The 22,803-nt window shown below is 55.0% G+C and carries 20 protein-coding genes, 1 tRNA gene and 1 other RNA gene; 11 read left to right on the top strand and 11 right to left on the bottom strand.

All coding sequences use genetic code 11. The annotated features are described in order from the left end of the window. Window positions 1-6: 6 nt before the first annotated feature. On the bottom strand, window positions 7-549 hold the full coding sequence (locus M2118_RS06145; protein WP_280795055.1) for an RDD family protein: 543 nt from the start codon (window positions 547-549) through the stop codon (window positions 7-9). A gap of 141 nt (window positions 550-690) precedes the next feature. Here M2118_RS06145 and glnA point away from each other — a divergent pair, with 141 nt between their 5' ends. Continuing rightward, window positions 691-2,115: a type I glutamate--ammonia ligase gene (glnA, locus tag M2118_RS06140; protein ID WP_280795054.1), complete on the top strand. Its 1,425-nt coding sequence runs from the start codon at window positions 691-693 to the stop codon at window positions 2,113-2,115. Window positions 2,116-2,186: 71 nt separating this feature from the next. Here the strand turns inward: glnA and M2118_RS06135 are convergent, their stop codons facing one another. Beyond that, window positions 2,187-5,153: a bifunctional [glutamine synthetase] adenylyltransferase/[glutamine synthetase]-adenylyl-L-tyrosine phosphorylase gene (locus tag M2118_RS06135; protein ID WP_280795053.1), complete on the bottom strand. Its 2,967-nt coding sequence runs from the start codon at window positions 5,151-5,153 to the stop codon at window positions 2,187-2,189. A gap of 14 nt (window positions 5,154-5,167) precedes the next feature. After that, on the bottom strand, window positions 5,168-6,505 hold the full coding sequence (locus tag M2118_RS06130) for a glutamine synthetase family protein (protein ID WP_280795051.1): 1,338 nt from the start codon (window positions 6,503-6,505) through the stop codon (window positions 5,168-5,170). Between the two features lie 35 nt (window positions 6,506-6,540). Here M2118_RS06130 and M2118_RS06125 point away from each other — a divergent pair, with 35 nt between their 5' ends. Beyond that, entirely contained in the window at window positions 6,541-8,280 is a 1,740-nt protein-coding gene (locus M2118_RS06125; RefSeq protein ID WP_280795050.1) for an NAD+ synthase, read from the top strand. A 9-nt stretch (window positions 8,281-8,289) separates the two neighbouring features. Next, window positions 8,290-9,129, top strand: a complete 840-nt coding sequence (gene panB / locus M2118_RS06120; protein WP_280795049.1) for a 3-methyl-2-oxobutanoate hydroxymethyltransferase — start codon at window positions 8,290-8,292, stop codon at window positions 9,127-9,129. Here the strand turns inward: panB and M2118_RS06115 are convergent, their stop codons facing one another. Beyond that, on the bottom strand, window positions 9,130-9,324 hold the full coding sequence (locus tag M2118_RS06115; RefSeq protein ID WP_280795048.1) for an SPOR domain-containing protein: 195 nt from the start codon (window positions 9,322-9,324) through the stop codon (window positions 9,130-9,132). A 12-nt stretch (window positions 9,325-9,336) separates the two neighbouring features. Between M2118_RS06115 and map the strand changes: the two genes are divergently transcribed. Beyond that, window positions 9,337-10,203 carry a type I methionyl aminopeptidase gene (map, locus tag M2118_RS06110; protein WP_280795047.1) on the top strand — a complete coding sequence of 289 codons (867 nt, stop codon included), beginning with the start codon at window positions 9,337-9,339 and terminating at the stop codon, window positions 10,201-10,203. A gap of 24 nt (window positions 10,204-10,227) precedes the next feature. Further along, window positions 10,228-10,977: a polyphosphate--glucose phosphotransferase gene (ppgK, locus tag M2118_RS06105; RefSeq protein WP_280795046.1), complete on the top strand. Its 750-nt coding sequence runs from the start codon at window positions 10,228-10,230 to the stop codon at window positions 10,975-10,977. Between the two features lies 1 nt (window position 10,978). Here the strand turns inward: ppgK and rnpB are convergent. The 7 genes from rnpB to M2118_RS06070 form a co-directional block, all read right to left on the bottom strand. After that, window positions 10,979-11,339, bottom strand: an RNA gene (rnpB, locus tag M2118_RS06100) — RNase P RNA component class A. Window positions 11,340-11,374: 35 nt separating this feature from the next. Next, entirely contained in the window at window positions 11,375-11,797 is a 423-nt protein-coding gene (locus M2118_RS06095) for a reverse transcriptase-like protein (protein WP_280795045.1), read from the bottom strand. Beyond that, window positions 11,797-12,531 (bottom strand): zinc ribbon domain-containing protein, encoded by a 735-nt coding sequence (locus M2118_RS06090; RefSeq protein ID WP_280795044.1) that lies wholly within the window; start codon window positions 12,529-12,531, stop codon window positions 11,797-11,799. Before M2118_RS06090 ends, M2118_RS06095 begins: the two co-directional genes overlap by 1 nt. A gap of 39 nt (window positions 12,532-12,570) precedes the next feature. Then, on the bottom strand, window positions 12,571-13,389 hold the full coding sequence (locus M2118_RS06085; protein ID WP_432418388.1) for a Nif3-like dinuclear metal center hexameric protein: 819 nt from the start codon (window positions 13,387-13,389) through the stop codon (window positions 12,571-12,573). Between the two features lie 6 nt (window positions 13,390-13,395). Then, the gene (locus M2118_RS06080) at window positions 13,396-14,145 is read right to left on the bottom strand and encodes a hypothetical protein (protein ID WP_280795042.1); all 750 of its coding nucleotides are present in this window, start codon (window positions 14,143-14,145) and stop codon (window positions 13,396-13,398) included. A 146-nt stretch (window positions 14,146-14,291) separates the two neighbouring features. Continuing rightward, window positions 14,292-14,364 (bottom strand) — tRNA-Val (locus M2118_RS06075). Between the two features lie 14 nt (window positions 14,365-14,378). After that, window positions 14,379-14,837, bottom strand: coding sequence for a peroxiredoxin (locus M2118_RS06070; RefSeq protein WP_280795041.1), 459 nt, complete (start codon window positions 14,835-14,837; stop codon window positions 14,379-14,381). 194 nt (window positions 14,838-15,031) lie between these two features. Between M2118_RS06070 and aceE the strand changes: the two genes are divergently transcribed. From aceE to M2118_RS06040, 6 genes are all read left to right on the top strand, one after another. Further along, window positions 15,032-17,758, top strand: a complete 2,727-nt coding sequence (aceE, locus tag M2118_RS06065; RefSeq protein WP_280795040.1) for a pyruvate dehydrogenase (acetyl-transferring), homodimeric type — start codon at window positions 15,032-15,034, stop codon at window positions 17,756-17,758. Window positions 17,759-17,767: 9 nt separating this feature from the next. After that, entirely contained in the window at window positions 17,768-18,976 is a 1,209-nt protein-coding gene (locus M2118_RS06060; protein WP_280795039.1) for a PucR family transcriptional regulator, read from the top strand. 110 nt (window positions 18,977-19,086) lie between these two features. Beyond that, window positions 19,087-20,007 (top strand): ACP S-malonyltransferase, encoded by a 921-nt coding sequence (locus M2118_RS06055; protein ID WP_280795038.1) that lies wholly within the window; start codon window positions 19,087-19,089, stop codon window positions 20,005-20,007. A gap of 25 nt (window positions 20,008-20,032) precedes the next feature. Continuing rightward, complete coding sequence (locus tag M2118_RS06050; protein ID WP_280795037.1) at window positions 20,033-21,043, top strand: beta-ketoacyl-ACP synthase III; 1,011 nt, start codon at window positions 20,033-20,035, stop codon at window positions 21,041-21,043. 61 nt (window positions 21,044-21,104) lie between these two features. Then, complete coding sequence (locus tag M2118_RS06045; RefSeq protein WP_110233182.1) at window positions 21,105-21,350, top strand: acyl carrier protein; 246 nt, start codon at window positions 21,105-21,107, stop codon at window positions 21,348-21,350. A 93-nt stretch (window positions 21,351-21,443) separates the two neighbouring features. Next, window positions 21,444-22,682 (top strand): beta-ketoacyl-[acyl-carrier-protein] synthase family protein, encoded by a 1,239-nt coding sequence (locus tag M2118_RS06040; protein WP_280795036.1) that lies wholly within the window; start codon window positions 21,444-21,446, stop codon window positions 22,680-22,682. Window positions 22,683-22,803: the final 121 nt, after the last annotated feature.

Below are 22,803 nucleotides of genomic sequence, written 5' to 3'. Positions count from 1 at the left end.
ATTTCTCTATCTGGACTTGAGTAGCAGCGTTCCAGCGATCTTGTCGTGGAAACCACGTTGGTCTGAATCCCAGACCAACGCTGGAATAACCAGCACGAGCATGAAGCTTCGCACTATCGGTCGCCACCAGGTGAGGCTCCCTCCAGTGAAATTCACGAGGTAGAGACCCATGAGTCGATGCCCGATGCTTCCCCCGATAGACCAGATCGCAAGAATCTGTAGTGCCACAAACATCAGGCCAACATACGTTTGGTGTGCGACGAGGGCATCGCTTGCAGATTGCATCTGTGCAAGGGCCTCACTGGTGGAACCCTTCCTCAGATTTTCTGAGGCAGCTGTTGCACGTTCGACTAATTCAAAATAGTTAGCACCCATCAGCAGCGACACGAGGACCCCTGACATAGTCCAATCAAGCGCCAAAGCGATGATGCGACGACCCACTCGAGCAACCGAACGTGGTCCTTTTTCTGGCAAACCCAAACGCTCCCCGGGGTAGCGACTAATGGGAAGATCTGGTCGTTTTGATGCGCCGGAGTTGTTGGAAGCCATACCCCCGAGTTTACGCGCCTCGAAGCCTGTAACATGGTGGAAACAATTGCGATACAGCTACGCAACGCCAGACTCGTACATTGGTATCAAGGTTGCACTCACGTAACCGCTTTATTCCATCTAATTTGGAGCTATCTAAGCATGTTCAAAGATTCCTCTGAGGTTCTGAAGTTCATCAAGGACACTGACGTAAAGTTCCTTGACATCCGCTTCACCGACCTCCCCGGTGTTCAGCAGCACTTCAACATCCCTGCCTCCACAGTTGACGAAGAATTCTTCACTGTAGGTCAGATGTTCGATGGTTCGTCGATCCGTGGCTTCGCCTCGATCCACGAGTCGGACATGCAGCTCATCCCAGACCCCACCACCTGCTACGTCGATGAGTTCCGCACCGAGCGCACTCTCGTCATGCTTTTCGACATCTACAACCCACGTACCGGTGAGATCTACCACCGTGACCCCCGTCAGGTTGCAAAGAAGGCTGAAAAGTACCTTGCATCAACTGGAATCGCTGACACTGCGTTCTTCGCGCCCGAAGCAGAATTCTTCATCTTCGATGACGTACGTTACGAAGTAAACCAGCAGACTTCCTTCTACAAGATTGACTCTTCCGAGGCTCCCTGGAACTCCGGCAAGAAGATTGAAGGCGGAAACCTCGGCAACACCACCCCCTACAAGGGCGGTTACTTCCCCGTCTCCCCCGTGGACCAGCACGCTGATCTCCGTGACGACATCTGCCTCAAGCTCATCAACGCTGGTCTCATCCTCGAGCGCAGCCACCACGAGGTGGGTACCGCAGGTCAGGGTGAAATCAACTACCGCTTCGACACCATGGTCAAGGCTGCAGATGACATTCTGAAGTTCAAGTACATCGTCAAGAACACTGCAAACGAGTGGGGCAAGACTGCCACATTCATGCCTAAGCCTCTCTTCGGTGACAACGGTTCAGGTATGCACACCCACCAGTCGCTCTGGAACGATGGCAAGCCACTGTTCTACGACGAAAACGGCTACGGTGGTCTCTCTGACCTCGCACGTTGGTACATCGGTGGTCTGCTCAAGCACGCAGGTGCTGTGCTCGCATTCACCAACCCAACCGTGAACTCCTACCACCGCCTGGTTCCAGGTTACGAAGCTCCCGTAAACCTCGTTTACTCAGCTGGTAACCGTTCCGCTGCGATCCGCATCCCCTTGACTGGTAACAACCCCAAGGCAAAGCGCATCGAGTTCCGTGCACCTGATGCATCGGGTAACCCTTACCTCGCATTCGCTGCACAGATGATGGCTGGTCTCGACGGAATCAAGAATCGTATCGAGCCACACGAGCCCGTAGACAAGGACCTCTACGAACTGCCACCCGAGGAAGCAAAGAACATTCCTCAGGTTCCTGAGTCTCTGGAGCACGCACTCCAGGCTCTCGAAGCAGACCACGAATTCCTCCTGCAGGGCAACGTGTTCACCAAGGACCTCATTGAGACCTGGGTTTCGTACAAGCGCGACAACGAAATCAAGCCTCTCTCGCTGCGTCCCCACCCCTTCGAGTTCGAGCTCTACTACGGCGTCTAATCGTCATAGAGGAAACTCAAAGAAAGCCACTGCCGCAAGGCAGTGGCTTTCTTCGTTAACTCAGACGTGAATTAGAAATCGAAGAATACGCGTTCAACCACTTGGCGGCATCGACGAGTGATGGAGAGGTAGTCCTCTTCTAGACGAGTTGCAGAACCTGGTGGGTAGTTCAACAAACGCGCAATACCTTCAAGGTCTCGAGTGTCCTGTGGAAGAACGTCCGTCGCTTTATCTGCCCAGATCGTGATTCCTGAGCGCACGCGAGAAGAAAATATCCATGCCTCAATCAGTTTCTGCGCATCAACTTCTTCGATGAGTCCAGCGTCAACCGCTGCGCGCAGTGCCCCCACGGAGGAAGTTGTCTTCAACGCTGGATGAGAATGAGCAAATTGAAGTTGGAGTAACTGCACAGTCCACTCGACATCGCTGAGTGACCCTCGCCCCAACTTCACGTGGCGAGATGGGTCAGCACCCTGTGGCAGGCGTTCAGCCTCAACTCGTGCCTTGATGCGTCGGATTTCTCTCACATCATCAACGCTGATGCCATCAGGGTATCGAACACTATCTATGAGCTTCATCATGTCTTCTTGAAGCTTCTCAGGGCCTAACACGGCACGTGCACGCAACAAAGCCTGCGCTTCCCACATCAGGGACCAGCGCGCGTAATAAGCGGCGTAGGACTCCAGTGAACGGGCAATGGCACCGTTCTTACCTTCTGGACGAAGATCAGTGTCGATTTCGAATGGAAGTCGTGGGTCTTCGACAAGCTCTTTGATGCGCAAGACAATTCGTTCCGCACGCTTCTGGGCCTGCTCGCCTTCACACTCCGCTGTGGGCCTGTAGACATAAATCACATCAGCATCGCTGTCGAATCCCAGTTCTTGGCCGCCATAACGCCCCATGGCAATCACGGCGAATTCAGGATTGCGCTCCGCTTCTCGCAGAGCAATGCCGAGATATCCGTTCAAGGAAGCGGTTGTGACGTCGCTGAGGCCCTGGCTGATCTGGTCAATCGTCAGCACATTCAAAATGCCACCAATAGCCAAACGGAGCACTTCACGTCGGCGCATGGAACGAACAGCCTTGCGCGCGGTGTCATCGTCACCGTGATGGCGGGCCAGAATTGCGAGAACTTCTGCTTCGAGGACATCCTGAGGCGTGGGAGCAAGCTCTTCATCCCCGTCGAACCAGGCAGCAGACTCAGGGATGAGTTCCATCAAGTCGGATACATAGCGCGAACCACTGAGCACTTTGGTAAGTCGTTGAGCAGCACCCGCAGAGTCTCTCAGCATGCGTAAGAACCAGTGAGACTCCCCCAGCTGTTCGCTGAGTAGACGGAACGTCAGCAACCCATGGTCAGGGTTCGCGCCTTCAGAAAGCCACTGCAACATGACAGGAAGCAACGCACGCTGAATAGCTGCCCGGCGGGAGACGCCGTTGGTCAGTGCGGCAATGTGCTTGAGGGAACCCTGCGGGTCACGGAAACCAATAGCCGCAAGACGAGCCTCTGCCTGATCACTGGTGAGTTGGTGAGTTTCTTCTGGAAGCTTTGCCACTGCCGCAAGCAAGGGTCTGTAAAACAGACGCTCGTGGAGTTCACGAACATCGAGCTTGGTCTGTTGCCAGTGTGAAACAACTTCATCAGCTGTATTCCATAAGCCAGTGGCTCGAGCAAGAACTCGTTGTCCCGCTTCGTCACGAGGCATCAGGTGTGTGCGAGAGAGATCACGTAACTGCATGCGATGTTCAAGCAAACGAAGGAAGCGATAATTCTCAGCAAAGGACTGTGCTTCATCCCGACCAACGTAGCCGGCCTCCGACAAGCGAGCTAATGACTCAAGAGTTCCCTTGGTGTGAACAGTGTCATCAACAAGACCATGAACAAGCTGCAACAGCTGCACAGTGAATTCGATATCGCGCAAACCGCCAGGCCCCAGTTTGATCTGAAACTCGACGTCATCACCGGGAATGTTTTCGGTGACGCGCTCTCGCATGCGTTGAACCTGTTCAACAAAGTTGGAACGGCTGGCACTGGACCAGATCTTGGGTGCAACTGAGGAGACATATCTCTCGCCGAGCTCAGCGCTACCTGCAAGCGGCCTAGCTTTGAGAAGTGCTTGGAACTCCCAGTCTTTGGCCCAGCGGTCGTAGTAAGCCAGGTGGGATTCCAGAGTGCGCACAAGTGCGCCATCTTTACCTTCTGGGCGGAGGTTGGCATCTACTTCCCATAGTCCAGGTTCTTTGGATACTTCAAAGATGGCGCGTGCTGTGTGCTGGGCAAGACGAGTAGCAATGGTGAGTGCCTTGTCTGTAGGCAGTTTCTCTTCGTCGAGCGAAGCCCCCACATAAATGACATCCACATCGCTGAGATAGTTGAGCTCGCGTGCTCCGCACTTACCCATACCAATGATGGCTAGATCAACGAGTGCAACCTCTTCGGGCGAGAAATTCTCTGCAACCTCGGTGCGCGCAATTGCGAGACCCGCTTCGAGTGCTCCACCGGCAATATCGGAGAGAGAACCCGTCACCCACTCGATCTGGTGCAATGGGTTGTCGTGACCTAGATCCCAAATAGCGATCTTGAGTAAGAGCTCGCGGTAATGAATACGTAATGCATCGCGGGCTGTGTCTCCGCCGGTTTGTGCGAAACCTTTGACAGCTCCCACGCTTTTGAGTAACGAGGCCCGCATCTTCTCCTGGTCCCCCGGCAGACCAGGTTCATCTTGGAAAAATGCAAGTGTGTGGGGATGGCGTTCAATGAACTCAGCAAGTCCTTTGGAGCCGCCCAAGATACTCAGCAGTCGGGTTGTAGATTCCTGTTCTGACAGGAGTTTCTTCACAGACTTCATAGAAGCTGCCGACTGGCTCAGACGCAATAACCACGCAATCGCCCGGTCAGGGTCCGCACTGTTGTGAATAGAACTCAAAATGAGTTCTGCATTGCTTCCCGTGAGTTCACAGACGCTTTCGAGCTGCATCAGTGCTTCGCTGAGGTCGGCAAAACCGGCCTTAGCGAGCTGAGTGCGCGACAGTGCCACGAGTAATGGAGCTGTTAGAGCGTCTCGAGGTTAGAGCGCAACTCGAAGTTGGTGACCTGGTTACGGTAGTCAGCCCACTCTTGGCGCTTGTTACGCAGGACGTAATCAAAGACCTTTGACCCGAGCGTCTCGGCAACCAATTCTGATTCTTCCATCAGCAGAATTGCATTGTTAAGACTGGAGGGCAATGGCTTGTAACCGAGAGCCTTGCGCTCAGTGTCAGTGAGCTCCCAGGCGTTCTCTTCAGCTTCTGCAGGAAGTTCCATGCCTTCCTCAATACCCTTCAGGCCGGCTGCAAGCAGGACTGAGTATGCAAGGTAAGGGTTCGCTGCAGAATCAATTGCACGGTATTCAATACGAGCGCTTTGGCCCTTGCCAGACTTGTAGACGGGTACGCGAACGAGTGCTGAACGGTTGTTGTGGCCCCAGTTAGCAAAAGCAGGAGCCTCTCCACCGCCCCAGAGACGCTTATAAGAGTTGACGTACTGGTTCGTAATCGCCGTGATCTCGGGTGCGAAGTGCAACAGACCAGCAATGAACTGGCGACCAACCTTGGAGAGTTGGTGCTTTGCACCGGCTTCATAGAAGGCGTTGTTGTCACCCTCAAAGAGGGACATGTGGGTGTGCATACCCGAACCGGGGTGCTGCGCGAAAGGCTTCGGCATGAAGGTGGCGTAAACGCCCTGCTCCATCGCTACTTCCTTGATCACCGTGCGGAAGGTCATGATGTTGTCCGCAGTGGTCAACGCATCTGCATAGCGCAAGTCAATCTCGTTCTGACCAGGGCCAGCTTCGTGGTGGCTGAATTCGACAGAGATTCCGATGTCTTCGAGCATGCGCACGGAGCGACGACGGAAGTCGTGTGCAGTGCCGCCAGGAACGTTGTCGAAGTATCCAGCTGTGTCTACGGGTTGTGCACCACCGTTTGCCCAGTCGCTGTCCTTGAGGAGATAGAACTCAATCTCAGGGTGAGTGTAGAAAGTGAAGCCACGTTCTGCAGCCTTAGCCAACGTGCGCTTGAGAACGTTGCGAGGGTCAGAAACAGCAGGCTGGCCGTCAGGAGTATTGATGTCGCAGAACATGCGAGCCGTGGGGTCTACTTCACCACGCCACGGAAGAATCTGGAAAGTGCTGGGGTCTGGGTGTGCGAGGACATCTGCCTCATAGGCACGGGTCAGACCCTCAATGGCAGAACCATCGATACCAACACCTTCAGCGAAGGCACCTTCGACCTCTGCAGGTGCTACAGCAACTGATTTCAGAGTTCCCACAACGTCGGTGAACCAGAGGCGAACAAACTTTACGCCGCGCTCTTCAATCGTGCGCAGCACGAAGTCCTGTTGCTTGTCCATGAGAACCCTTTCCTATCGCTACTAGGCTACTTGTTATGCCCATACTTCGCTTGGCGCTTGCCCAGACAAACCCGCGTTTAGGGGATTTTTCTCGCAATTTTTTACAGATTGTTAACACAGCGGTTGAGGCTTACGGCCAGGGAGCCGATCTTGTTGCTTTTGCTGAGATGTCTTTGACGGGGTATCCCATCGAAGACCTCGCTAATCGTCCAGATTTCTTGCGCGAAACACGAACTCACTTAGAAGAGATTGCTACTCAGATTTCGGCAGCTGGAGCCGGGTCCATTCCCGTAATTGTGGGGTTCCCGCACGGACCACTAGACGATCATCACGCCAATACACATTCGCCTTCGGCAATTGCATATAACTCAGCCGCGGTATTACAAGATGGCCGCATCATCGGGATTTATAACAAACATCACCTTCCCAATTACTCCGTCTTCGACGAATACCGCATATTCCGTTCTGGAACGGATGCGCTCGTCGTTCACGTGGCAGGGGCAGATGTTGCCCTTGCTATTTGTGAAGATATTTGGCGCGAAGGTGGACCCGTGGCAGCAATTGCGCAGGTAAAGCCAAGCCTTCTGTTGATTCTCAATGGTTCACCTTTTGAACGTGAAAAGGATGAAGTGCGACTGCCTCTCGTCCAACGACGCGCAGAGCAGGTCAATGCTCCAGCGGTCTATGTGAACCTCGTGGGCGGTCAGGATGATTTGGTCTTTGACGGTGGCACCTTTGCGACCAACGCCTCCGGCAAAGTCCTAGCCCGTGCACACCAGTTCGTGGAACAAACCCTCATGCTGGATATCGACGTAAAGGATTCGACAACACATGGCGCTCAGGTGGGCCCTGGAGTGGTTGTGGTGGAAGCCGGCAAGGGACACCCCGAGCGGGCTACCCGTTCCAAGATTGTCAACGACATCGCACCTCAGCTCGAGATTAATGAGCAAATCTGGGACGCATTGGTTCTTGGAATGCGCGATTACGTCGAAAAGAACGGCTTCCGTTCCGTGATTCTCGGCTTATCCGGCGGTATTGACTCCGCAGTGTGCGCAGCCCTTGCTGTTGATGCAATCGGCCCCGATCGCGTCTTTGGCGTCTCGATGCCCAGTAACTATTCCAGTGATCACTCACGTTCTGACGCAGATGACTTGGCGGAACGTCTAGGAATAGACATGCGCACGGAAGCTATTGCTCCCCTGGTTGAACCAGTGGAAACTCAACTTCATTTGGATGGCGTTGCTGCGGAGAACCTGCAGGCTCGAATTCGCGGCATCATTTTGATGGGGCTGAGCAACGCTGAGGGTCACCTCGTGCTCACCACCGGCAACAAGACCGAGATTGCGGTGGGATACAGCACCATTTATGGTGACAGCGTGGGTGGCTTCGCCCCCATTCGGGACGTACCCAAGACATTGGTGTGGGAATTGGCTCGTTGGCGCAACCAGCATGCTCGAAAAAAGGGGCTCACTCCCCCGATTCCAGAGAATTCCATCACGAAACCGCCCTCGGCAGAACTTCGCCCAGGGCAGGTCGATCAAGATACCTTGCCCGAATATGACGTTCTGGATGCCATCCTGGATGCCTACATTACCGAGCGTGTAGGGCGTGATGAGATTATTTCTCGTGGTTTCGGCTCTGAGATGGTGGGCCGTGTCATTTCACTCGTCGACCGTGCTGAATGGAAACGACGTCAAGGTGCCATTGGTCCCAAGATCTCTGAGATGGCTTTCGGGCGTGACCGTCGACTGCCGGTCACATTTACGCGTAACTAGACTGGTTCCATGAGCGTTCACCCAGATCCCACCTCAGATGCTGTCACCAAGCGTGTCCGCACGCGTCACTTTGCCCAGGCAAAAGCAAACGGCATCAAGATCACGGGCTTGACCAGTTACGACACCTTAACTGCTCAGATTTTCGACGAGGCCGGCATTGACTTTCTTCTCGTGGGCGACTCTGCAGGAAATACTGTTCTGGGCTACGACTCAACTCTTCCGGTCACGGTGGATGAGCTCATTCCGCTGACACGTGCTGTAGCACTATCTGCCAAGCGAGCATTCGTAATTGCAGATATGCCCTTCGGTTCCTATGAAGAGGGGCCTGAACACGCTCTGCGCACGGCGATGCGCTTCATGAAAGAAACACACGCTCACGCCGTCAAGCTTGAAGGTGGTGTTCGTAGCGCTGACCAGATCCGACGCATTGTGGAATCAGGAATTCCCGTGATGGGACACGTAGGCTTCACTCCTCAGAGCGAGCACGGTCTAGGTGGTCACATGATTCAGGGCCGCGGCGAAGCTGCAGACGCCGTTCTGGCAGATGCCAAGGCTGTTGAGACCGCAGGAGCTTTTGCAGTGGTGCTCGAAATGATTCCAGCTGAACTGGCTGCCCGTGTCACAGCAGAATTGAGCATCCCCACCATCAGCGTGGGTGCGGGTGCAGAAACAGACGGCCAGCTCTTGGTCTGGACAGACTTTGCCGGCATGAACACCGGTCGTGTGCCCAAGTTCGTCAAGCAGTACGCCAACCTGGGTGCAATTTTGAGCGATGCCGCACAGGCATTCAAAGCAGATGTGGAATCAGGAGCCTACCCAGGCCCTGAGCACAGCTACGAAGATAACTAACTAGTTACCTTCGCGCTCCGCACGCTCTTCAGCTTCCCAACGGTCGCTGTTTTCACGCAACTTTTCCATGGCGTGCTCTGCTTCGTGTGCAGTTTCGAAAGGGCCCACGCGCTCAGATGAGGGCGAAAGGAATCCCTTTTCAACTGCCTTGGTGTGCAGGTTGTACCAGAACATTTCACTTGGCTTGTCAGACATAAACTTAACCTTATGCCTAGAGATGCCGCAGGGGTTTTGATTCCCGGAGTTTTGAGCCCACAGCGTTCGGTTCCAGGTGAGATTGTTCGCCCTCCGTACGTTGGCAAAGCCTCTCCTCCAGCACATGAGGGTGGAGATATCTACGACGCGGAGACGATTGAGAAGATTCGTCGTGCTGGAAGAATTTCCTCCCAGGCGCTTGATCTGATTGGCACTCTCCTTAAGCCAGGAATGACGACGGACGAGATTGACCGGATTGGCCATGAATACGTTCTGGACCATGGCGCTTATCCCTCAACTCTGGGATATCGCGGCTACCCCAAGTCTCTGTGCACAAGCCTGAATGAAGTGATCTGCCACGGCATTCCTGATGACACTGTGCTACAAGAGGGTGACCTGGTCAACGTCGACATCACAAGTTATCTCGATGGTGTGCACGGTGACACTAACCGCACCTTCATTGTGGGTGAAGGAACCCCAGAAGTACGTGACCTCGTTGAACGCACTGAAGAGGCACTTCGTCGTGGCATCAAGGCAGTAGCCCCGGGACGTGAGGTCAACGTGATTGGCCGCACGATCGAGTCCTATGCCAAACGCTTCGGTTATGGCGTTGTGCGGGACTTCACGGGCCACGGTGTGGGCACAAGCTTCCATTCGGGGCTCATCATTCCTCATTACGACTCAGCCCCCCTTTACAACGACGTAATGGAGGTGGGCATGGTGTTCACGATTGAGCCCATGCTGACCCTCGGCACTCACGAATGGGACATGTGGTCAGATGACTGGACCGTCACCACCAAAGACAAGTCCTGGACAGCCCAGTTTGAACACACCCTCGTTGTTACCGAAACCGGTGCCGACATCCTGACACTCTCTTAACTCAACGACTTTCAAAGGTTTTTCATGCGCGCAACAGCAATTGGTATCGACATTGGTGGCACCGGAATCAAGGGTGGCCTGGTGGATGTTCTCTCCGGAGAAATGATCGGAGACCGCGTGCGTGTGGCAACACCTGAAGGCGGAGAGCCCGAAGACATCGCTCGTGTAGTTCGAGAGGTTATCGAACAGCTCGATGCTCCCGAAAACGTTCCTGTGGGAATTTGCTTTCCCAGCTCCATTCGTCACGGAGTGACGATGCTCGCAGCCAACATCTCCCAGCGGTGGATTGGCTTCGAAGCAGAGAAGTTTTTTGAGAAGGAGCTTGGTCGCAATATCCACTTTGTGAACGACGCTGACGCAGCTGGGTATGCCGAAGTTATCTATGGCGCAGCACGTGACCAGAAGGGACTGGTCATTATGACCACTCTCGGGACGGGTATTGGTGCTGCCATGATCTATGACGGTGTCCTTATTCCGAATGCCGAACTGGGCCACCTCGAAATTGACGGATTCGACGCTGAGAAGCGCGCCTCGGGCGTTGTGCGCGAGCGTGAAGGTCTGAGCTACCCAGAGTGGGCTGAGCGCCTGCAGCGCTATTACAGCCACGTTGAGATGCTCTTCTCCCCCGAACTCTTCATTGTCGGCGGCGGGGTCTCCAAGAGCCACGAGAAGTTCTTGCCCCTGCTCACGCTTCGAACCCCCATCGTTCCCGCAAAGCTGTTTAACAAGGCTGGCATCATGGGTGCCGCGCGTTTAGCGTTCGATCTGGAGTAAGTGAATGGGCCGGCTATTACGCCGGGTTCTGTCCGCTTGCGCGTGACGGCCATCTATCTCGGAATTACGTTGCCGCAATTCTCTAGCGGTCTACCCGAGAACTCAGCGAGTAGCCTCAACGTTCTCTGTCTGACCTTGCTCCGGGCGAGGTTTACCTAGCCAATCTGGTCACCCAGACTGCTGGTGGTCTCTTACACCACCGTTTCATCCTTACCGCCGGCGAACCGGAGGCGGTTTACTTTCTGTTGCACTGTTCTCGCGGGTTACCCCGGGTGGGAATTACCCACCGCCCTACTCTGTGGAGCCCGGACGTTCCTCGGTAGCGGAGTAAACCCCACTAACGCGACCGTCTTGCCGACCCATTCAGATTAAGTCTAGAGCGGGAGTGAGAAAGTGCCTACGCGTCGAAGGATTCGCGGAGGTCCATGGACTTATTCGCAGCGGCATCAGCAAGCGCGTTCTGTAGACGAGGCACCCATTCATAGGTCACTGCACGGTTGCCAATAACGTTTTTTGCCTTGGCGGCAAGTACTGCCATATCAGGGTGCTTGATCTTCCAACGACCTGACATCTGTTCAACAACAAGCTTGGAATCCATGCGGACGTGCACAAGTGCACCAGGGTCGATCTCGTAGGCCTTGATCAGACCAGCTAGGAGGCCGTTGTATTCGGCAACGTTGTTCGTGGCGATACCCACATACACTCCGACAGAAGAAAGAACTTGCTGCGATTCACCATCAATAACCACTGCACCGCCGGCAGCAATGCCGGGGTTACCTCGAGAGCCACCATCGGCTTCAATGATGAGCTGACGTGGCATTAGAGCCCAGATTCGTTCGTGCGCACCAAGATGCAGGAGCTGTCTGGGCAGATGACGACGTCATCTGGTGCTGCAGCGCGAACTGCATCGAGGTCTGTCGAGGTGAGCTCTACGCCGCTACCGCCAGTGACTCGACGAGTCAGCAAAGCGGCACCGATGCCATAGCGTGCTCGCTGACGCTCATACAGTTCGACAAGGTCCGCTGGAAGGCTGGCAGAAAGCTCGGTGCGGGCTGCCTGCTCCGTGGCTAATTCTGCATCAATTTCTGATTCGCGTGAAGAGATGGCAGCCGCAAGTGCGGCGCGACGCGCTTCCACAGCGTCACGCTCAACAACAACGTCTGCCACAGCAACTTCTGCATCTTCGATGCTTTGCATGACCACGAGTTCAATGTCTTCGAGGTTGCTCTTGCGAGTGGCAAGGGACGTCAGCTCTGCTTCGAGAGCCTGGAGATCCTTAGCCGAAGCGGCGCCAGATTCGCGTTCCTTGTCTTTAGCAATGCGCTCATCAACTACTCGCACGTCATCTTCGATGCGGGAAAGCTCAATCTTGGCGTCTTCGAGAACACCCTGAGCTGCAATGAGTGATTGAGAGAATTCACGAAGTGATGCCGTCACTTCCGCTAGCTCTGTCTGTTCGGCAATGTTCTTCCGCGCGTGGGTCAACTGAGTGATGTGGTTATCACGTTCTTGCAGGGTGAGCAGAGCGAGCTGATCCTCTGGGCGTGCTTTCACGTCACTTCTCTCGTTGAATTATGGGTGGAACTTGTATCTCTACTGTACGACGAGGAAGTCCCAAGGATCTGTTCGCAGATCCGAAACCTCGACATCGATATCAGGGAATTGCTTCTTCAGCTGAGAGGCAGCAGTGTCAAGCCAGAGCCACTCAGATGCCCAGTGTGAGACATCGATGAGAGCTGGACCACCAGAAACCAGTGCCTGTTCTCGAGCTTCCTGAGCTGGATGGTGACGCAAATCAGAGGTGATGTAGACATCAGAACCCCGCACAGCTTCAGTAGCCAACAATGAATCACCTGCGCCTCCACAGAGTGCGACGCGAGAAATAGCTGCATTGAAGTCACCTGAGACTTTGACTCCCCCAGCAGTGTTGGGAAGCAGATCAGCAAGAACACGAGCAAGAGTTCCCAGAGTGGTCATTTCTGGAAGGTTCCCCACGCGGCCAATTCCCGTTCCCGCAAGCGCACCAGGTTCGATAGGTGACGTGTTCACGAGCCCTAATGATTGAGCAATGACATCAGATACGCCGTTCTCCACAACATCAGCGTTGGTGTGAGCAGCAAGGAGAGCCACGTTTCCTCGAATGAGCTGAGCAATGAGGCTGCCTTTATACAGCTCTTCGTTGACACTCGTCACACCCCGCATGAGTAAAGGGTGATGAGTGATCAACAGATCTGCCTTGACCTCAACGGCTTGTTCAACCGTCGAAGAAACAGCATCCACAGCGAGCAGGATGCGCTGAACGGGGCTATCTAGAGAGCCTGAAACGAGACCTGGGGCATCCCAGCTTTCTGCTCCAGAAAGAGGCCACAGAGAGTGGGCATACTCAACAACATCGCGAAGATTAGTCACGATTCGAGCCTAGTCGTCTGACTTAACTCCGAAAACGAGCTCATCAAAGCTCGGGCGAGGTGCGAACGAGTTGATGTGATTGATGGGGTTTGTTGAACGAAGCTGGGGAGCTTCAAACTCTTCAACGACAACTTCTTCAACAATGACGTCTTCTACGACCTCATCTTCAACACGCACCTCATCGAAGATGGCGGGTTCAGGGGTGTAACTCATCGAAGCGGCAAACACGGGAGCAGCAACAGGTTCGCTGACCACTGCTTCGCCAAACATCTGGGGAATTGGATCAGATCCAGCGGTTTCAGAAATCGTGGTGGCAACAATTTCACCATCGATGCTGATTTCAGAGAGAACCCGCTCGGCAATGACGTGCGCATCTTCGATAACTGCCTCAACAACTGTTTCTTCAACAATGATGTGGTCTTCCACGACTGCTGCCTCAACAACATCCTCGTGGACATAGGTGATGGGCTGAGTGTGCTCGAGAGTGCTCTCATCCACTGAAGGAACAAAGATTTCTTCGACGACAATCTCCTGAACAACAGGGATGTCGGTGGTGTCTTCGAGAAGCGCACCGAAAAGATCGTCGATGCCCAATTCTTCTCCCGCAGCAGGTGCTACGGGTTCGGAAGTGAAAGCAGCAACAGGCTGTGGGGCTGTGATGGGCTGAGCAGAACGCATTGCGCGCATCTGTTCTTCCAACAGACGTGCCAGCTCTTCATCAGAGTGAGGCTGGAATGTTGATTCTGAGTTGTCAGTCATTGTTCACGCCTCCTTTGCACGATGTAGGGGAAATCCCCTCAGAGCACACTACTTGAACACCAAACGTTAACCCAAAAGTTCAGGGCGGGTGTCGCCCAGACAAAAAAGAAAGAGCGCCGCATTTCTGCGACGCTCTTTCACACGAGTGGGCCCTACCGGGCTCGAACCGATGACATCCACGGTGTAAACGTGGCGCTCTACCAACTGAGCTAAAGGCCCGTGCTCGAAATATATTACAGGTTTTCTACGAGCTCTTTGTACGAAGCGAAATCACGAGCCTGTCCAGGGGCGGTGACAAACTGCCCTGCGAGGTTTCCGTCCTTGTCGATCACGAAGGTGCCACGGTTCGCGAAGCCCTTGTCTTCAAGGAATACGCCGTACTTCATCGCAACTTCACCATGAGGCCACATGTCAGAGAGAAGGGAGAAATCATAGTTTTCTTTTTCTGCAAAAACACGAAGAGTGGGGCTGGAATCAACCGAGATAGCAAGTAGTTCAACACCGTTGGTCTTGAAGACAGAGATGTTGTCACGCAGTTCACAGAGCTCACCCGTGCAGATGCCAGTAAATGCGAGTGGGTAGAACACGAGGACAACTGGTTTCACCCCACGGAACTGCGACAAAGATACTTCTTCACCGAACTGGTTCTTCAAAGTGAATTCCGGGGCTGGAGCACCAATAGTTAGGCTCATTTGAGCTTCTCCTTGTTTTGTGGGATGACGACAGAACAATCCTAGATGCGTTGATGGTTTACATATCCATATCTAATTACTGTTGGGCATCTTCTCGTCTGTAGAGTGTTACCTAGTGTCCACGCTGTAACCCAGCTGGATCTTCCCTCCCCCAGCATGTACAAGCACGATCTGCTTGTAAGAAAGAGGTTGTTGTGACGGTTAACGACCAGGATCCCTACTCGGTCAGTAACTACGACGCCGATCCGCAAGAGTCAGCGGAATGGAACGAATCACTTGATGGCGTCGTTGCGTCACAGGGTCACGAACGCGGTCGAGACATCATGCTCTCCCTCCTTCGTCGCTCCAAGGAACTTCACCTGGGCGTGCCCATGGTTCCCACAACCGACTACCTCAACACCATTGCTCCAGAGAACGAGCCCGCGTTCCCTGGCGACGAAGAGACTGAACGTCGCTACCGTGCATGGATCCGCTGGAACGCTGCGATGCTCGTGCACCGCGCACAGCGCCCCGGCATTGGCGTGGGTGGACACATTTCGTCTTACGCTTCTTCTTCTTCTCTCTACGAAGTGGGTTTCAACCACTTCTTCCGCGGCCAGGACCACCCTGGTGGCGGCGATCAGATCTTCGTGCAGGGTCACGCCTCTCCTGGTGTCTACGCACGTGCATTCCTTGAGGGACGCCTGAACGAAAGCCAGCTCGATGGCTTCCGCCAGGAAAAGTCTCACGCCGGTGGCGGACTCTCTTCTTACCCACACCCACGTTTGATGCCTGACTTCTGGCAGTTCCCCACCGTGTCCATGGGTCTCGGCCCCATCAACGCGATCTACCAGGCACAGCTCAACCGTTACCTCACCAACCGTGGCATCAAGGATGCATCCGACCAGCAGGTCTGGGCATTCCTCGGAGACGGCGAAATGGATGAGGTCGAATCGCGTGGACAGCTCCAGGTAGCTGCCAACGAAGGCCTTGACAACCTCAACTTCGTGATCAACTGCAACCTGCAGCGCCTTGACGGTCCTGTTCGCGGTAACGGAAAGATCATCCAGGAACTCGAGAGCTTCTTCCGCGGAGCTGGCTGGAATGTCATCAAGGTCATCTGGGGTCGTGAATGGGATTCACTGCTGGAGAACGACCACGACGGTGCACTCCGAACCCTCATGAACGTCACCCCCGATGGTGACTTCCAGACCTACAAGACCGAAGACGGCGCCTTTGTGCGTGAGAACTTCTTCGCACGTGACCCACGTGCGCTCAAGCTCGTTGAGCACATGAGCGATGACGATGTCTGGAAGCTCAAGCGCGGTGGCCACGACTACAACAAGGTCTTCGCCGCGTTCAAGGCAGCTTCCGAGCACAAGGGTCAGCCCACTGTCATCCTGGCTCACACCATCAAGGGTTACGGACTGGGTAAGCACTTCGAGGGCCGCAACGCGACCCACCAGATGAAGAAGATGAAGCTTGATGACCTCAAGCTCATGCGTGACTTCCTCAAGATCCCCATCACTGATGCGGTTCTGGAAGAAAACCCCTACATGCCTCCGTACTACAAGCCTGAGGAAAACGATCCTCGCCTGCAGTACATGCACGAACGTCGCCGTGAACTAGGCGGATATGTCCCTCAGCGTCGCTCGAAGTACACCGAGCTTGCTCTTCCCGAAAAGAAGACTTACGACATCGCTGCCAAGGGTTCTGGTGTTCAAGAAGTCGCCACCACCATGGGCTTCGTACGTCTGCTGAAGGACATGATTCGAGACAAGGAATTCGGTCCACGTATTGTGCCGATCATTCCTGACGAGGCTCGTACCTTCGGTATGGACACCTTCTTCCCCAACGCGAAGATCTACAACCCCAACGGACAGCACTACATGTCCGTGGACCGCGATCTTCTCCTTGCTTACAAAGAAGACCCCACCGGAACCATCCTGCACGTGGGTATCAATGAGGCGGGTGCACTCGCAGCATTTACCGCAGTGGGTAGCTCCTATTCCACCCAGGGTGAAATCCTTATCCCGATTTATGTCTTCTACTCGATGTTCGGATTCCAGCGCACCGGTGACGCCCTGTGGCTCGCCGGTGACCAGATGGTCCGTGGATTCGTCATTGGTGCAACAGCTGGTCGCACCACACTGACCGGTGAAGGTCTCCAGCACGCGGACGGCCACTCGCCTATCCTCGCTGCAACTAACCCTGCGGTCGTGACCTATGACCCTGCCTACACCTACGAAATCGGACACATCATGCGTGATGGTCTGCAGCGTATGTATGGCGGAACTCACCCTGACCCCAACGTGATGTACTACATCACCGTCTACAACGAGCCCATTCAGCAGCCCGCTGAACCTGAGAACCTCGATGTCGATGGCGTTCTACGCGGAATTTACAAGCTCCAGGAAAACGACATGCCTGGCGTCAAGTCTCAGATCTTGGCTTCTGGTGTTGCTGTTCCCTGGGCTTTGGAAGCACAGAAACTTCTCGCTGAAGACTGGGGCGTTTCTGCCGATGTCTGGTCTGTCACTTCATGGGGTGAACTGCGCCGCGACGGTATTGCAGCTGACCACTTCAACATGATGAACCCCGAGGCACCTGCACAGGTTCCTTATGTCACCGAGAAGCTCTCTGGTGCTGAAGGTCCATTCGTTGCTGTGACCGACTACAACCACATGGTTCCTGACCTGATTCGCCCCTACGTTCCTGGTGACTATGCCACCTTGGGCGCTGACGGTTTTGGTTTCAGTGACACCCGTGCAGCAGCTCGTCGCTTCTTCACCATCGACGGTCCTTCCGTCGTGGTGCGCACACTCGAGCAGCTGGCTAAGCAGGGCAAGGTTGATCGTGGACTGATTCGCCAGGCAATCGAGAAGTACCGCCTCTACGACGTCACTGCAGGAACAACCGGATCTGCCGGCGGCGAAAGCTAACCACCGCGGATGGCCGCTGAACGAACTAAAGCGGAAACGCTTGCCTGGTTGCGCACCATTTCTGGTGAGCTCTCCACGCTGACCGTTAAACGCCTAGAGGACACGCTTCCCTGGTATCGCGATATGCCCCCTGGGCGTCGCTCTGCTGTGGGACTAGTAGCCCAGGCGGGAATTACCTCGTTCATTGCCTGGTTTGACGACCCCAAAACAACTCCGTGGATTGCCTCGGATGTGTTTGGTGGAGCCCCTCGTGAACTTCTGCGCTCCGTCACCCTGCAGCAAACCTTGCAGCTCATTCGCTGCACGGTAGAAGTTGTAGAAGAACGCATCAAGGGTCACGGTGAAGAGCTCCGCGAAGCGATCCTGCTTTACTCGCGTGAGATTGCTTTCGCAGCAGCTGATGTCTATGCACGTGCAGCAGAGGCCCGCGGCCTCTGGGATGCACGTCTCGAGGCACTCGTAGTCGACAGCATCCTCTCTGGCGAATACGATGACGAGCTCCCCAGCCGTATTGCTGCTTTGGGCTGGCAAGGCCGTGGCGAGGTCTGTGTCGTTGTTGGCCGCGCACCACGCCAGTTAGAAGTGGACCGCCTGCGCCGAACTGCACGTCATTTGCACGCCGACATTTTGATTGGTGTACAGGGAAACCGTCTGGTTGTTGTTATCGGTCGTGCTGAGCCTCTCGAAGAAGAGGTGGAGAACTCCACCATGAGCTTCATGGACATCACCAAGAAGATCGAAGAAGACTTCGGCGAAGGACACTTGGTCGTGGGACCTGAGGTTCCCTCCCTCGTTGATGCTGTCTCCAGTGCTCGTGCTGCACTGGCTGGCTACTCTGTTGCCAGCGCGTGGCGCGGTGCTACAAGGCCCATTGCCGCTGACGACTTGCTCCCTGAACGAGCTCTTGCGGGTGACCCATTAGCTCGCGCCACACTGATTGAGCGCATTTACGTTCCACTCAGTGATCAGTCTTCAGAGCTCCTTACTACTCTGCAGAGTTATTTGGACAACGGCCGCAGCCTGGAAGCTACGGCTCGGGACCTGTTTGTTCACCCCAACACGGTGCGTTACCGCCTCAAGCGCGTGACTGATGTCATTGGCTGGGATGCCACTGGTCCACGTGAAGCCATGATCTTGCAGTGTGCATTGATTTTGGGTTCCATCAAGGAACCCATCAAGAAGCCGCGCAAACCACTTCGTCCCACCACTGCAGAATAGGGATTTTCCGCCGGTAACATGCGGAAAATGTAGAGACTCCACAACGATTCTCGCGATAGTGTGTCGATGAGTGCACAGCGCTCACCGCCATTGATTGGAAGACTAAACACGTGATTGTTGTTGTCTGCCCTGGACAGGGCTCACAGACCCCCGGATTCCTCGAACCATGGATAGCTGATTCGGGAGCCAAAGCTCTTCTCGAAACACTTTCTGACGCTGCAGGTGTTGACCTGGTCAAGCACGGAACTGTCAGCGACGCTGACACGATTCGTGACACCTCGATTGCACAGCCTCTCATCGTGGCAGCTGGCATCCTCACTCTGGATGCATTGGCAGAAACAGATCACCTTTCCAAGACTGCTGGCATTGCCGGCCACTCGGTTGGAGAATTCACCGCAGCTGCTGGTGCTGGTGTCTTGGACGCCACAGACGCCGTGCGCCTGGTGGGTATCCGCGGTCGCGCCATGGCAGATGCTGCAGCGATTATCCCTACCGGTATGAGCGCTGTTATCGGTGGTGAAGAATCAGAGATTCTTGCCAAGCTCTCCGAGCTTGGCCTTTTCCCCGCCAACTACAACGGTGGCGGACAGCTCGTCGTTGCCGGAGAACTTCCCGCACTAGCCAAGCTCGCTGAAGAGCCTCCTGCAGGTACTCGCGTCATTCCTCTCCAGGTTGCAGGTGCATTCCACACCAGCTACATGCTGGATGCTGTGGAGACTCTGCGCGAAGCTGCAGAGACCGTAAACACTGCTGATGCAGTCAAGGCACTCTGGACCAACAAAGACGGCTCCATTGTGACCAAGGGTCAGGAATTCCGCGATCTTCTGGTTGGTCAGGTGTCGTCACCTGTGCGCTGGGATAAGTGCATGGAGGGCTTCGCCACTGCTGGGGTCACTGGCATTATCGAGTTAGCTCCCGCCGGCGCACTTGTGGGCCTGGCTAAGCGTGGCCTCAAGGGCGTTCCTACCGTCGCTGTGAAGACTCCCGAAGACCTTGTAGCTGCCCGCGAACTGATTGACTCTGTCGCCTAAGCGGCCGGACGAGAAAGAACTCATCATGACTCACGTGAATCTCAAGCAGTCTGAAGGCGCCAAGTACGCTCGCATTTACGCCATGGGTGCTGCTCGTGGTGACCTCACCGTTACCAACGATGACATCGCAGGTCCGATCGAATCCAGCGATGAATGGATTCGCCAGCGCACCGGTGTGATCACACGCAAGCGCGCCTCCAAGGGCATCACTGCTGCTGACCTAGCAACAGAAGCGGCCAAGGAAGCGATTGCGAAGGCAGGCATCAAGCCTGAAGAGATTGATGTCGTCCTCATCTCCACCATCAGCAACACGGTGCAGACCCCGTCCATGGCAGCACTGGTAGCCGACCGCGTCGGCGCTAACCCTGCGGCCGCCTATGACATCTCTGCTGCGTGTGCTGGTTACACCTACGGAATTGCTCAGGCAGATTCGTTTGTCCGCTCAGGTCTGGCCAAGTATGTACTCGTCATTGGCGCAGAAAAGCTCAGCGAGATCATCGAGCCGACTGACCGAACCATTAGCTTCCTCCTCGGTGACGGCGCTGGTGCTGCCGTTGTTGGTCCCAGTGACTTCCCTGGCATCTCTAAGAGCGTCTGGGGATCAGACGGCTCGAAGTGGGATGCCGTCGGCATGAACCACACTTTGGCTGAATACCGCGATGGCCACGGCGACGTAGCCTGGCCAACTCTGCGTCAAGAAGGCCAGACTGTTTTCCGTTGGGCTGTCTGGGAGATGGCTAAGGTCGCTCAGAAGGCTCTTGAAGAAGCAGGCATCACCAGCGATCAGCTCGCAGCCTTCATCCCCCACCAGGCAAACATGCGCATCATTGACGAATTCGCAAAGCAGCTCAAACTGCCCGAATCCGTTGTCATTGCGAAGGACATTGAGACCACCGGGAACACCTCCGCTGCCTCAATCCCTCTCGCAACCCACAGACTGCTCGAAGAACACCCCGAGCTCAGCGGTGGCCTCGCCCTCGAAATCGGCTTTGGTGCCGGTCTCGTCTATGGCGCTCAGGTCGTCGTCCTTCCCTAGAAAAGCCTCACTTGGCCGGTAAACTAAACCAGTCAAACGAACCCCCAACAAGGAGATAACAATGGCACTGTCCACCGAAGAAGTACTTGCAGGTCTGGCTGAGCTCGTAAACGACGAAACCGGCATTGCAACCGACACGGTACAGCTGGACAAGTCTTTCACCGACGACCTCGACATTGACTCGATCTCGATGATGACCATCGTCGTGAACGCTGAAGAGAAGTTCGACGTAAAGATCCCCGACGAGGAAGTAAAGAACCTCAAGACCGTTGGCGACGCAGTTAACTTCATCGTTTCTGCATCCTAAGGATTTCGTAAGCGAGGGCCGGTAACACCAGTTCCGGCCCTTGTTTACAATCCCCCAGCTTTCCCTCACATCCCCACCAGAAAGACTCAACTCATGAGCAAGAAGATTGTCGTCACCGGTATCGGTACCACGTCTCCTCTCGCAGGAAATGCCCCCGAGACCTGGGCTGCACTCCTCGCTGGTAAGTCTGGTGCTCGCGCACTCGAACAAGAGTGGGTTGAGAAGTGGGAAATCCCCATCAAGTTTGCTGCTCAGGCAGCGGTTCCCGCAGTCGACGTTCTTGAGCGTGTGGAGACCAAGCGTCTCGACCCTTCTTCTCAGTTCGCACTCATCGCAGGCCGCGAAGCATGGGCAGATGCAGGCAGCCCCGAGGTTGACCCCGGTCGCCTCGCCGTTGACTGGTCCACCGGTATTGGTGGAGTCTGGACTCTCCTCGACGCGTGGGACACCCTGCGCGAAAAGGGTCCACGTCGTGTTCTCCCCATGACCGTTCCCATGCTCATGCCTAACGGCCCCGGAGCAGCTATTGGTATGGACCTCCACGCACGTGCAGGTGTGCGCACCGTCGTTTCTGCTTGTGCTTCCAGCACCGAAGCTATCGCGAACGCATATGAGCACCTTCAGGCTGGTCTGGCAGATGTCATCATCGCGGGTGGTTCTGAAGCCGCAATCCACCCACTTCCTATTGCGTCGTTTGCTGCCATGCAGGCACTGTCTAAGCGCAATGATGACCCACAGGCCGCTTCTCGCCCCTATGACGTGAACCGTGACGGTTTCGTCCTGGGTGAAGGTGCTGCTGCTCTGGTTCTTGAAACCGAAGAGCACGCTCTCGCTCGTGGCGCAAAGATTTATGCAGAGGTTGCCGGTGGCGCTGTCACCTCTGACGCGTATCACATCACTGCACCAGACCCAGAGGGTTCTGCAGCAGCACGTGCCATGCTTCAAGCTCTCGAGCAGGCAGGCGCAACCATTGAGGACGTTGTCCACATCAATGCTCACGCCACCTCAACACCCGTGGGTGACATAGCTGAATATAACGCTCTGCGCCGCGTGTTCGGAGACCACCTGGACAACATCGCTGTATCAGCAACTAAGGCTTCCACCGGCCACCTTCTTGGTGGTGCCGGTGCTATTGAGGCCATGTTCACCGTTCTGGCACTCCACAACCGTCTTGCTCCCCCCACCATCAACCTTGATGATCAGGACCCTGAGATCAAGCTTGATGTTGTCACCAGCCCACGTGAGCTTCCTGCCGGTGACATTCTCGCCATCAGCAACTCTTTCGGCTTCGGTGGACACAACGCCGTGGTTGCTTTCCGCAGCTACAACTAAGCCACAACAAGAAAGCCCCTGCTCACTGAACTGAACCCCAAAAGTGGGACTCGTAATTAAGAGTCTCTACTTGAAGGGAAGAAAGTTTATGGATCTCAGGGTCAAACATTCACTCGAAACC

It is taken from the genome of Aurantimicrobium minutum (genome assembly GCF_029892845.1).
In the GTDB taxonomy this organism is placed as follows: domain Bacteria; phylum Actinomycetota; class Actinomycetes; order Actinomycetales; family Microbacteriaceae; genus Aurantimicrobium; species Aurantimicrobium minutum_B.
The sequence above is the reverse complement of the archived record's forward strand: the minus strand, read 5'-3'. Positions and strand labels throughout refer to the sequence as shown.

Bases quoted from the DNA above. Each gene is read 5' to 3' on its own strand.
- M2118_RS06125 (WP_280795050.1), top strand. From the start codon at position 6,541: ATGCCCATACTTCGCTTGGCGCTTGCCCAGACAAACCCGCGTTTAGGG.
- M2118_RS06095 (WP_280795045.1), bottom strand. From the start codon at position 11,797: ATGCCACGTCAGCTCATCATTGAAGCCGATGGTGGCTCTCGAGGTAAC.
- ppgK (WP_280795046.1), top strand. From the start codon at position 10,228: ATGCGCGCAACAGCAATTGGTATCGACATTGGTGGCACCGGAATCAAG.
- panB (WP_280795049.1), top strand. From the start codon at position 8,290: ATGAGCGTTCACCCAGATCCCACCTCAGATGCTGTCACCAAGCGTGTC.
- M2118_RS06115 (WP_280795048.1), bottom strand. From the start codon at position 9,324: ATGTCTGACAAGCCAAGTGAAATGTTCTGGTACAACCTGCACACCAAG.
- M2118_RS06040 (WP_280795036.1), top strand. From the start codon at position 21,444: ATGAGCAAGAAGATTGTCGTCACCGGTATCGGTACCACGTCTCCTCTC.
- map (WP_280795047.1), top strand. From the start codon at position 9,337: ATGCCTAGAGATGCCGCAGGGGTTTTGATTCCCGGAGTTTTGAGCCCA.
- M2118_RS06130 (WP_280795051.1), bottom strand. From the start codon at position 6,505: ATGGACAAGCAACAGGACTTCGTGCTGCGCACGATTGAAGAGCGCGGC.
- glnA (WP_280795054.1), top strand. From the start codon at position 691: ATGTTCAAAGATTCCTCTGAGGTTCTGAAGTTCATCAAGGACACTGAC.
- M2118_RS06060 (WP_280795039.1), top strand. From the start codon at position 17,768: ATGGCCGCTGAACGAACTAAAGCGGAAACGCTTGCCTGGTTGCGCACC.
- M2118_RS06070 (WP_280795041.1), bottom strand. From the start codon at position 14,837: ATGAGCCTAACTATTGGTGCTCCAGCCCCGGAATTCACTTTGAAGAAC.
- M2118_RS06080 (WP_280795042.1), bottom strand. From the start codon at position 14,145: ATGACTGACAACTCAGAATCAACATTCCAGCCTCACTCTGATGAAGAG.
- M2118_RS06045 (WP_110233182.1), top strand. From the start codon at position 21,105: ATGGCACTGTCCACCGAAGAAGTACTTGCAGGTCTGGCTGAGCTCGTA.
- M2118_RS06050 (WP_280795037.1), top strand. From the start codon at position 20,033: ATGACTCACGTGAATCTCAAGCAGTCTGAAGGCGCCAAGTACGCTCGC.
- M2118_RS06145 (WP_280795055.1), bottom strand. From the start codon at position 549: ATGGCTTCCAACAACTCCGGCGCATCAAAACGACCAGATCTTCCCATT.